Source organism: Corynebacterium sp. HMSC034B08 (assembly GCF_001835805.1).
Classification (GTDB): domain Bacteria; phylum Actinomycetota; class Actinomycetes; order Mycobacteriales; family Mycobacteriaceae; genus Corynebacterium; species Corynebacterium coyleae.
This window is the reverse complement of record NZ_KV825915.1, coordinates 1-4,446: the sequence shown is the minus strand read 5'-3', so window position 1 is coordinate 4,446 and position 4,446 is coordinate 1. Positions and strand designations below refer to the sequence as shown.

Annotated in this window: 8 protein-coding genes and 1 pseudogene; 8 read left to right on the top strand and 1 reads right to left on the bottom strand. The window is 59.1% G+C overall.

The window, feature by feature from the left end:
- The 3 genes from HMPREF2656_RS02520 to HMPREF2656_RS02515 form a co-directional block, all read left to right on the top strand.
- Window positions 1-347 (top strand): DUF4192 family protein (locus HMPREF2656_RS02520; protein ID WP_141760982.1); only part of this gene is annotated, 347 nt, incomplete at its 5' end.
- A 161-nt stretch (window positions 348-508) separates the two neighbouring features.
- Window positions 509-652: a hypothetical protein gene (locus HMPREF2656_RS12980; protein WP_016456431.1), complete on the top strand. Its 144-nt coding sequence runs from the start codon at window positions 509-511 to the stop codon at window positions 650-652.
- Window positions 653-742: 90 nt separating this feature from the next.
- Complete coding sequence (locus HMPREF2656_RS02515) at window positions 743-1,174, top strand: single-stranded DNA-binding protein (RefSeq protein WP_034997554.1); 432 nt, start codon at window positions 743-745, stop codon at window positions 1,172-1,174.
- Here the strand turns inward: HMPREF2656_RS02515 and HMPREF2656_RS02510 are convergent.
- Entirely contained in the window at window positions 1,171-1,599 is a 429-nt protein-coding gene (locus HMPREF2656_RS02510) for a recombinase family protein (protein ID WP_256381248.1), read from the bottom strand. The genes HMPREF2656_RS02515 and HMPREF2656_RS02510 overlap by 4 nt on opposite strands.
- 196 nt (window positions 1,600-1,795) lie before the next feature.
- On the opposite strand from HMPREF2656_RS02510, the gene HMPREF2656_RS02505 reads away from it, so the two are divergent.
- The 5 genes and pseudogenes from HMPREF2656_RS02505 to HMPREF2656_RS12400 all read left to right on the top strand — a co-directional run.
- Window positions 1,796-2,341, top strand: coding sequence for a TetR/AcrR family transcriptional regulator (locus tag HMPREF2656_RS02505; protein WP_034666346.1), 546 nt, complete (start codon window positions 1,796-1,798; stop codon window positions 2,339-2,341).
- Window positions 2,338-2,697 (top strand): DMT family transporter, encoded by a 360-nt coding sequence (locus HMPREF2656_RS02500; protein ID WP_048733039.1) that lies wholly within the window; start codon window positions 2,338-2,340, stop codon window positions 2,695-2,697. The genes HMPREF2656_RS02505 and HMPREF2656_RS02500 overlap by 4 nt, the downstream gene beginning before the upstream one ends.
- Window positions 2,694-3,023 carry a DMT family transporter gene (locus HMPREF2656_RS02495; protein ID WP_003849969.1) on the top strand — a complete coding sequence of 110 codons (330 nt, stop codon included), beginning with the start codon at window positions 2,694-2,696 and terminating at the stop codon, window positions 3,021-3,023. Before HMPREF2656_RS02500 ends, HMPREF2656_RS02495 begins: the two co-directional genes overlap by 4 nt.
- A 99-nt stretch (window positions 3,024-3,122) precedes the next feature.
- Window positions 3,123-3,437: an NIPSNAP family protein gene (locus HMPREF2656_RS02490; RefSeq protein ID WP_174232238.1), complete on the top strand. Its 315-nt coding sequence runs from the start codon at window positions 3,123-3,125 to the stop codon at window positions 3,435-3,437.
- A 644-nt stretch (window positions 3,438-4,081) separates the two neighbouring features.
- Window positions 4,082-4,366: pseudogene (locus HMPREF2656_RS12400) on the top strand (transposase); the annotation flags it as partial.
- Window positions 4,367-4,446: the final 80 nt, after the last annotated feature.

The window sequence follows — 4,446 nt, the reverse complement described above, 5'->3', positions numbered from 1 at the left end:
CGGCGCTGAAATGCTTCACCACGCCGCGCTTGCGAGACGCGCTGCTCGCGGCGCTGCTCGATGACCCGCAGGCGGGCCTACGGTTCGCGGAGCAGGTTATGCGTGCTGTCCCGACCAGCTGGCCAGGGATGCGCGCGCAGCTCACCACCACGGTTGCCGTGCTTGCGCACGCCACAGGCCAGCCGGGACTAGCTGGCGTGGCCGCGCACCGAGCCACCGAGATCGGGCCAGACGAGAACTTCCCGTCGTTGGTGGCGAAGCTGACCGACATCGGCCAAGGCGAGCGGATGGTCGAACTCGTCCGCGAGGGCGCCGAGAAGACCCGCACGATCTTGTTCACCGAGTAGCACCACACACCCCGTTGCAGCGATGCAACGGGGTTTCTTTTTTTCTCGTCGGCCGTGGCTTGCGACAGCAGACACTTCAACGAGGCAGGGGAGCGACCCCTAGACAGCAGAGCTGTCTCCAACAGACGGATTGACCACCAATCCGAACAAGGAGGCACGTGATGCGCGACATCACCCACACCGACCTGGAACTGCTCTACCAGCTCGCCGACGGCATCGACGGCGAGGACGCCGATCCGGGCGCAGCACAAGAACTGCGCGACCTAGAGGCGGCAGGCACGCCGCTGCCCTGGGCAGTGCTGTAACGACAGCGCAACCCCCCGCAGCAGCAAAGCAGCTGCTTCAACACCCACATTGCACGGCAATTCACACCCACCCACATAAGGAGAACCATCATGTCCAACCCCTTCAACAACGGCACCATCGTCGGCAACGCAGCTCGCGCACCGAAGCTGTTCGAGCACGCAAACGGCGGTGCGACGGTGAAGCTCAGCGTCTATGCGCGCAACACCTTCAAGAACAAGGCCACCGGCAAGGTGGAAAGCGAGATCGTGGAGCTGACCGGCTACGTCCAGGACGCGAAGAACCCCGGCGTGTTCGGCTGCATCGGGTCCGGCGACCGTGTCGCAGTGAGCTACTCGCTGAAGACCGACGTCTACACCGACAAGGACGGTGTGAAGCACTACCCGCTGGTCGCCCGTATCGACACCGTGCAGCTGATCGACTCCAAGAAAGAGTCCGCTGCGCGCGCAGCCCGTCGCGGAGGCGAGGCGGCGAACGCCGCCCTGGCTGGCGCTGACGCCGACAACGACGAAGCACCGTTCTAACAACGACACCCCGCAGGGAAACCTGCGGGGTTATTTTTTTCAACTATTTCACGGTGTTGATCCAGCTCTTTCACGGCCTTACCCAACTGAACAAAACCCAACAGCCCTAGCATCAGCTTGGCGATCGGGGTGGAGTCTTTTGAGTAGGTCTGTCCCTCCTTGAGGAACTTCACCGACACTCCTTTGCTGACTAGCTCGTCAACAATGGCGTACAGATCCGTCAGTGAACGCGCGCACCGATCCATCGACGTGACGACAAGCTGATCTCCTGCACGGACATATCGCATTGCTTCATCAAGTCCAGCCCGCTCACGCGATCCACCACTGGCCTTATCCGTGTAATAGGTGAAGACCTTCTCTGCCTTGAGTTGTTCAATCTGACGATCAAGGTTCTGATCTTTCGAACTCACCCGGGCATAGCCCACCTTTTGTCCTGAGATCGCCCCCAACTGTTCAGTGATCTCCAGAGGCAGTGACGGTTCTGTTCCGTTAGTCTTGGAACTAACCCTAGCGAACAGGAAGTTTTTTCATTCACAAATTGTTCGCTTGGGGTGTACCCCAGGTGCCCCTACCAGCGCCCGCAGTTGAAGGCTTCACCTACCAAATGGTAAAGTTAGCTATATGCGAACCAGTCAGCGCTCCGAGATCCTGGAAGCTGCCCTCCGCGTCATGAACGCAGCGGAGGGTGGCGACATTACCCTTGACGCAGTGGCCCACGAGGCCGGGCTCACCAAACCGGGATTGCTATATCACTTCCGCAACCGCGACGTACTGCTCGCCGCGATCGTCGACCACGCTGCGGCCAACGTCGAGAACGACATGACTGCCACCCTTGGCAAGCCCCTCGAGAACGCCAACGCCACCGAGCGGCTCCTGAGCTACGTTCACGTCGCCGCCCACGGGGCCGCCAAGCGCGCCGAGTTCATCATCTGGGGCCAAGCGACGTATCGGCCCGAACTCACCGAACCGTGGACTACGCGGATGGGCCGCTGGCTCGAACTCCCGGACGATCTCGACGCCGCCACCCGAGCCAGGCTGACCACCGCCCGACTCGCCGCCGACGGACTCTGGGGCGCCCAGGCCACAGGTGTGTCCACCCTCCACGGCGCGGATCTCGAAGCCGTCGTCTCCAGCATTCGCTCCCTGATCGAAGGAACAACCCCATGAAGCAGTGGTTCCTGCTCGCTGGCGCCATCACTACCGAAGTGGCGGCGACGCTGTCTCTCAAGGCGGCGCTCAATCACCCATCCTGGTACATCGTGGTTGCTGCCGGATACATCGGCACTTTCGTCTTCCTCACCTTCTGCCTGCGCGAAGGAATGCAGATCGGCGTCGCCTATGGCATCTGGGGAGCCAGCGGGGTCGTGCTCGCCGCCGTGCTATCCGCCGCGATTTTCGGTGAACCTCTGACCGCTGTGATGGGTCTTGGAATGGTTGCGATCATCAGCGGTGTCCTCACCGTCGAACTCGGCTCCCAGAAAGCTCAGCAAACCGCAGCCCAGGAAGCAGGAGTCAACTCATGAGATGGATCTTCCTCGCAGGCGCCATCTTGTCCGAAGTCGTCGCGACCATGTCGCTACGAGCCTCCGACGGTGGCCGGGTGAAGAAATGGTTCATCGGCGTCATCGCGGGGTATCTCGTGGCGTTCGTCGCCTTAAGTCTCGCCTTGGCCGACGGCATGGCCCTTGGCGTCGCCTACGGCATCTGGGCAGCATCCGGCGTAGCTCTCACCGCGATCCTCGCCCGGGTCATCTTCCACGAACCCCTCACCCGAACCATGGCCCTCGGCATCCTCCTCATCGCCGTCGGAGTTCTCACCGTTGAACTCGGCGCCAACTTGGCGAACTGACGCATTTCCGCAGGTAAACCAGGCAGATTGGTGTGCTGCACCACGAGGCGCACAGACAAAGGCTCCCCAATGAGCGCCTGTGGGCCTAGCGTTGTGGATGTGATCACCTGTGTCGTCCACTACACCATCGACCCCGACCAGATCGCAGCCTTTGAACAGTTCGCCCGCGCTTGGATGCGGCATGTCGACGAACACGGCGGCACCCACCACGGGTACTACCTACCCGCGGAAGGTGTGAGTGACCGTGCGGAATCCCTGTTCAGCTTCCCCAGCCTGGCTGCCTACGAGCAGTACCGCACCTTGTTCGGCACCCACTCGGACTTCATCGCCGCTGACCGGATTCGAGACGAGTCCGAGTGCGTCCTGCGGTACGAGCGCACCTTCATGCGGCCGCTCCTACCCCAGGGACACTGAAAGGGACTCCGGCAGCACGCTCGGCACAACCCACAACGCCGCAGGTCAGCGCGTACAGATGGGTGTACGCTATACACACATTAGGACCTTAAGGCATAGCTGCAGCTACTTTCGCCTTACTACCCATGAAGATAGTTGGAAGGAAGTTGAGTGATATTCATGACTGGTTCAAGTTATCGATCAAGAGTATTTGGATATAATTTTAGTCGGATCGTACTTATCTTCGCAGTACTCTTATTGTGTGTCTACTTCTTGACCAGAAGAGATCAAACCGCCTTTATCACATGCGGTCTTTTAGTGTCTCTGGCAATTTTCTTTAATGTCGGGGTGTTGCTGAATGATGAAATCCTTCGGATTTCAGTTCTTGGCATTCCAGTTAGCAACGTTCGTTTGGAATCTCTGAAGGGGGCGGAGATCCTTCCCTCGGGCCCCATACTCGAATCCCAAACGTTTGGGGTTCACTTCCTGGATGGCACTATTTCATTCCATGCCGGTTCTGCAAATATCCTCCTACACCGCAATATCGGAAGACCCATTCGCTTGACGGTTAAAGACCCAGAGGAATTTTTACACCTCCTAGCGGAGAACTCCGCTATTCGACCCGCTTCTCACAGTTAAGCCCCCGGTGCCGACACAACTGGCAACCAAAAGCATACCTCGAAGAGCTACTCACTCAAGCATCACCCGATCTGACGCGTCAGATGCTCGGTGATTTCATCAACCAAATTCTATCTTCCCAAGACGATACTGTCGGCAGCGCTGACTACGGCACCACCAGCGACAACCGCGTCAACCACCGCAACGGCTACCGCCACCGACTACTGGATACACGGGTCAGCACCGTCGATGTGGCTATCCCGAAACTACGCCACGGTTCCTTCTTGTCTGACTGGCTGTTAGAACGACGAACCCGTAGCGAACGTGCCATGTAGATAAGCCTCTGGGCACTAAAGTACCCAGAGTGAAGTGCCCCGGGTTTTGTTCCTAGGCGTTTGCCTTGATTTCTATT

What these genes read in the sequence shown, in the direction of transcription:
- HMPREF2656_RS12980 (WP_016456431.1), top strand. Translation starts at nt 509, where the DNA reads ATGCGCGACATCACCCACACCGACCTGGAACTGCTCTACCAGCTCGCC.
- HMPREF2656_RS02515 (WP_034997554.1), top strand. Translation starts at nt 743, where the DNA reads ATGTCCAACCCCTTCAACAACGGCACCATCGTCGGCAACGCAGCTCGC.
- HMPREF2656_RS02505 (WP_034666346.1), top strand. Translation starts at nt 1,796, where the DNA reads ATGCGAACCAGTCAGCGCTCCGAGATCCTGGAAGCTGCCCTCCGCGTC.
- HMPREF2656_RS02500 (WP_048733039.1), top strand. Translation starts at nt 2,338, where the DNA reads ATGAAGCAGTGGTTCCTGCTCGCTGGCGCCATCACTACCGAAGTGGCG.
- HMPREF2656_RS02495 (WP_003849969.1), top strand. Translation starts at nt 2,694, where the DNA reads ATGAGATGGATCTTCCTCGCAGGCGCCATCTTGTCCGAAGTCGTCGCG.